The sequence below is a fragment of the Bacillus sp. P4_D3 genome (assembly GCF_056401855.1).
In genome coordinates, this window is record NZ_JBFUIN010000206.1 from 1 (window position 1) to 5615 (window position 5615).

The following is a 5615-nucleotide window of genomic DNA, read 5'->3' on the forward strand; positions in this document are numbered from 1 at the left end:
CCTAAAAAAAGTGCTAACACAATTATACTAAAATGTGTTAGCACTTTCTTCCCTTTATCTCGAATTAACGGGCAGTAAGACTAATAATCCGCGTGGGATAAACAAATCCCCCGCGGATTAAAGTTTCACTTTATTCCCCTTTAAATGATGGTAGACGCTTTTCTAAAAAAGCAGCAATACCTTCTTTATGATCTGCTGTTTGTCTCATCGCATATTGACCGCGTTTTTCAAGCTGCAGCGTTTGTTCTAAATTAGAGCGATTCACTTCACATAAAATTTGTTTCGTTTGGATCATCGCCTTAATCGGTTTTTGTAACCATTCATTAATTTTTTGCTTCACAGCCGTTTGGAAATCCTCACCGATTACTTCATCAATTAAACCGATATCTAGCGCTTCTGTCGCTGATAATTTCTTCCCTTCCCAAATGATCTTCTTCGTCATATTTTCACCGACGCGCTTTTGAAGGAAGAAATGGCCACCACCATCTGGAATTAAAGCGATTCCAATAAAGTTCATCGCAATAACTGATGATATATCTGCCATGACATAATCAGCTGTTAATGCAATACTTAATCCAAGCCCAGCAGTCGGCCCATGAATTGCACTAATAACAAGCTTTGGCATCGTATATAACGTCACAACGATTTCAGAAATTGTATTCATGATGCCTTCAAACTTACTTTCATCATTACTTGAAAGCATGGATTTAATATCTCCACCCGCCGAAAAACCACGGCCACTTCCGCATAACACAACAACGTGAACAGAACTTTCCGCCACTTCTTTCAACTTTTGTAATAACTCTTTTAACGTTGGCTCATCTAATGCATTTAACACCTCTGGACGATTGACCATAACCGTTGCTACGCGCCCTTCATATTTCACAACAACAGATTCTGTTTTACTTGTTACTTCCATTATATATACCCCTCTTTTCCACATAAAGATTATACTTATATAATTATAGAAAGTAGATGAAAAACCCTTCTTTTTTCTAAATTTTCTGTCTAATAATCTCATAATTTGTATATACCCTTGTATAAAGTGAAACTTTAATCAGTGGGGGTTCTCTTCATCCCCCGCTGATTATTAGCCTTCACCAATCGGGCTTTTACGGGCAGCCCAACCCCCATCTAACTTTTTTACTTTCGCTGAATTTTGAGGCAGGGGCCTTACTGCCCACCAATAGCGGAGTAAAACATACAATTCCGTTGAAAAATATAGCAATTAAAGTCGGTTTCCCCATACTCTTCATCTATTTACCATTACAATGAAATGTTGTATTCTTAAGTTTAATATAAAAAACAAATATAGAAATTCATTTATCTTCCTATATAGGGATACTGAAATAAAAGAATGAAGGAATGGTGGAACATATGGTTACTAAGTTAAAACAGACGGATAACTACTTCCCGCATTTCCTACTGCTATTCATTGTGTTTCAACCAATCTTAGATTTATTAACATCCTTTTCAATCTATGTATTACACATGAGTGCAACAGTCGGAATCGTAGTCCGTTTCGCCTTTATGCTTCTTGCATTAGGTTATCTACTTCTTCATCATAAACAACAAGGTGCGAAAAAGTATATTCTTTACTTATGTCTATTTGGCATTGTACTCGCAATCGGCCTCGTGAATAATTTAATGGTCAAATCTCCAATTTCATTTGGAGAAGAAGTGAAATTTATTTTAAAGAGTGTATATCCAATTGTACTACTGTTTGGATATATTATCGCACTGAAAGAACTAAAAAATAACGAATATGCGTTTCATAAAATCATTACCTATTTCTTATATGCAACATTAATTTTGAGTATCTCACTCATTGCGGCAATGGTAACGGGCACAGATTTCCAAAGCTATCCTCACTCAAAGATCGGTTCAAGAGGTTGGTTCTTTGCTGGGAATGATTTAAGTTCTATTTTTGCCATTATGTTCCCAATCGTTGTCTTATACTCAGTTCATAAAACAACTTCTTTCTCGAAAATTTATTACTGGATTCCAACTGTACTCGCGATGTATGCAAGCATTATGGTCGGAACGAAAGTAGGATATGGTGCAATTATTGTTACGCTTGGCGTGGCACTTCTATTCTCATTCATTCAATATATGATTCATCGCAAACAAGAAGGACAAGGATTCACATACCTTGTAAACACAGTTATTGCTGCTATCGTATTAGGAGGTTTACTTGCCCTTACACCACAAACTCCTATCGCAAAAAATATGAGCATTCATTTACAAATGTATGAATATAAAAAATCAGTACAAGAAGAAAAAGAACGAAAAGAAGGAAAAGTAATTAAAGAAGAAGAACATAAGCAGGGTGAACTAACAGACTCTGAAATGAAAAGTTTAATTTACAGTGATCGTGACAAGTATTTAAAAATATACAAACAATATTATAAAGACGCACCACTATCTCAAAAACTATTTGGAATGGGCTACGCTGGTAACTATACAACGAAAATAAAGTTGATCGAAATGGATTTCTACGACCTATTCTTCGCATTCGGAATTGTCGGGTTCCTTACGTACTTACTACCGCTTCTTTATTTCGGTATAAAAATATTCATTCGTATAATCACAAACTTCAAGAAACTATTTAGTGTAAAACATATGCTACTAGCTAGCACACTCGTCCTATCGCTCGGCATCGGCTTTATGTCTGGCCACGTATTAACAGCACCGGCTGTAAGTATTTTCTTTGCTGTTATACTTGCTTATATGATCGTTGATTTGGAAATTGAATAACACTTGAAATACCATACCCTTGTTTTAAGGGCATGGTATTTTTTATAACCACTATGAAGCGAATAGTATAAAAAATCCCTTGCAGGAAATTTCCTACAAGGGATTTTCATCAATAACAGATGTACTATCTATTATTATTTTTGAACTTCAGAAGTTGATGCAGTTACGTTACCAAGCGCTAACTTGTTACCTGCAGCATCTGTAATGTTGATTTCTGCATTATCTGCACCTTTTGGTACTACGCTAATTGTTGCAGCTTGAGCAACGTTTAGAGCTTTTTCAGTTGTTAAGTAAACAACGTTTGCATTTTTAGCATCTTTTTCAATACCAGTAACTGTTGCAACGTTGTCATTTACAACAACTTTTAAGTCATTGATAAATTCAGGTGTGTTTGTGATTGCTCCAAGGTTTTCATCAAATGTTACTTTGATTTTATTTGAAACTTCATCTCCACTCTTAGCTTTCACATAAACAGCGCTTGCTAATTTTGGAGCTGTGTTATCAGCGAATTTAATTAAATCTTCTACTGGAGCTTTCGTTTGAGCATTAGCTACTACTTTGCTTCCAGATGCAGTTAATACGTTTGTGCTAATTGTAAATTTAGCAGATTGTTCTTTTGCGAAATAATTTTTTGGTAGAGAAACTTTAACAGTCTTTTTGTTACCAACGAATTCTACAGTTGTACCTGCTGGTAATGCTTTACCATCAATTTTATAGTTTTCTACATCTTTCGCGTTACCGCTCATGTCTTGTGTATAGTTGATAGTGATTACATCACCAGCAATTTTAATAATTCCTTTGTCCATCTCTACAACAGGTGTTACGATACCTGTGTTACCAACAGTTGTGTTGAATGCAGCGTTGCTGTTTGTGTTTACAGAGTAAGAAGCTAAGTTGTCATCTTTTGCAAACTTAACAGCGCCAGCTCTTAATTCTACTGTGTAAGGCTCATCTTTTGCTTCTGAACCAAGTTTAATGTTTAATACATCGCCAACAGCTGTGATTTCAGATGTTACAACTACGCCATCTTTGTCACGTACTACGATTTGGTCTTTATTATTTACAACAATTTTACCGTTAAATTTAACTAGTAAGTTATTACCTTCAATTTTGTTTAAGCTATCAGTAGATACTTTTGGTGTAGCAGTATCTTGAGATAAAGAAACGCTCATATCAACTGGTTTACCAAGTAAGTTTACTGTATCTTTGAAGTTTTTAAGGTTAACACTTAAGTCAACGTTCTTTTCACTGCCTGCATATAATGGGTTAAGAGCATTCTTTTCATCTTCTTTAATAGAAACGATGTATGAAGTTGCATCTTGTGGATCAACTGTAAATTGAACTTGACCATTAACACCTGGTGCTTGATAAGCAGCTGTAGTGAATGTATGGTTACCTTTTTTCACTGTTACTTCAGGTTGTTGGCTTAATGGCTCTGAGAATGTAACTTTGAAAGTACGGCTGTTAATAGCTTTTAATTCTTTCACTTCTGGTGCTGTTGTATCAGAAGATACAGTGTATTTTGTTGTTAAGATTGAAGCTGTATTAGGATTTACAGATAATGTATCTTTCGCATCGTATACAACTACTTCATGATCACCTTTAGCGAAGATTCCATCTTTTCCTGTAACTACATCAGTTGTTAAAGTGTATACTCCTGGAATTTCACTTGCAGTTTTTGTTTCTGTAAGCTCAACACCATCAATTTTAACTTTTGCATCTGTTGTCACAGGTTTGTTAAATGTTAATTCAACTTTCTTACCAACAACACGTGCACCTAATAATTCTGGAGCTACTGAGTCAGAGAATGTTTTTTCTGAATCAAGATATTTTTCTACAGGTTTTAAGTCAGCACCTAATACGCCTGTAGTTACGTGTACTGTATATTTGTCAGAGTTAGCAAATGCTTTCTCAGCTTTTAATTTGAAAGTTACGCTCTTACCATCTTTTGAAAGAACACCTTTCTCACCTTTGTCACCTAAGAAGTCCTCAGATGTTAAGTCAGCACCATTTTTCTTAAATTTGTAGTGCTCTTCGTTAATCGCAGTTTTTTCATTTACTGGATTTGTGAATGTAACTTTAATTTCTTGAGCGTTGATCGCACTTACAGATTCAACTTTAGCATCTGTTTTTACTTCTGGATGATAGTTCATAGCATTGAAGATGAATTGAGCAGCTTGCTCACGAGTTACAACGCCGTTTGGATTGAATTTGCCTTCACCTTCACCAGCTACGATACCTAAGCTTGCAAGAGTCTCGATTGAAGATTTTGCAGTTGCCCAAGATAAACCGTCGATGTCATTGAAAGTTTTTTTGTTATTGTCATCAGCTTTGAAGCCGTATGCGTTAACAAGAAGCTGTGCCATTTGTGCACGAGTTAACTTCTCGTCTGGACCGAATTTACCATCGCCTAAACCAGCCATGATTTTGTTAGCTTCAGCAGCTGCGATGAATTTAGCATAAATGCTGTTTTCAGCTACATCTGTGAATGGAGTTTTTGTTGATCCAGTTTCAAGACCTTTTGCTTTTACCATGAAAGTAGCTACTTGAGCACGAGTTACATCGTCACCAAATCCGAATAGGCCATTACCAGTACCTACGATAATACCTTTTGCAGCCATAGAATTGATCGCATCTGCAGACCAATGTCCTTTAGGAACATCTTTAAATGCGCCCTCTTCTGCTGCTGTAGCAACTGGTGCTACTACGCCAGCTACCATTGCAGCTGTCATTGTACCAGCCATTAATTTGTTAAAAGACTTATTTTTTGCCATTGATTTATTTTCCTCCTTGAGAAATATAATACTAGCTTTAGAAATATGTATTTGAAAAACTAGTGATTTACTAAATTCATATAT

At 35.8% G+C, this 5615-nt stretch carries 3 protein-coding genes; 1 reads left to right on the forward strand and 2 read right to left on the reverse strand.

What is annotated here, in order from left to right; all coding sequences use genetic code 11:
- Positions 1–130: 130 nt before the first annotated feature.
- Complete coding sequence (locus AC1DTM_RS17200) at positions 131–919, reverse strand: enoyl-CoA hydratase (RefSeq protein WP_016103858.1); 789 nt, start codon at positions 917–919, stop codon at positions 131–133.
- Positions 920–1377: 458 nt separating this feature from the next.
- Between AC1DTM_RS17200 and AC1DTM_RS17205 the strand changes: the two genes are divergently transcribed.
- On the forward strand, positions 1378–2757 hold the full coding sequence (locus tag AC1DTM_RS17205) for an O-antigen ligase family protein (RefSeq protein WP_016103857.1): 1380 nt from the start codon (positions 1378–1380) through the stop codon (positions 2755–2757).
- Positions 2758–2891: 134 nt separating this feature from the next.
- On the opposite strand, the gene AC1DTM_RS17210 is transcribed toward AC1DTM_RS17205, so the two are convergent.
- A complete protein-coding gene (locus tag AC1DTM_RS17210; RefSeq protein WP_016103856.1) occupies positions 2892–5531 on the reverse strand; it encodes an S-layer homology domain-containing protein in 2640 nt (879 codons plus the stop codon).
- Positions 5532–5615 lie beyond the last annotated feature (84 nt).

What these genes read in the sequence shown, in the direction of transcription:
- AC1DTM_RS17205 (WP_016103857.1), top strand. Translation starts at nt 1,378, where the DNA reads ATGGTTACTAAGTTAAAACAGACGGATAACTACTTCCCGCATTTCCTA.
- AC1DTM_RS17200 (WP_016103858.1), bottom strand. Translation starts at nt 919, where the DNA reads ATGGAAGTAACAAGTAAAACAGAATCTGTTGTTGTGAAATATGAAGGG.
- AC1DTM_RS17210 (WP_016103856.1), bottom strand. Translation starts at nt 5,531, where the DNA reads ATGGCAAAAAATAAGTCTTTTAACAAATTAATGGCTGGTACAATGACA.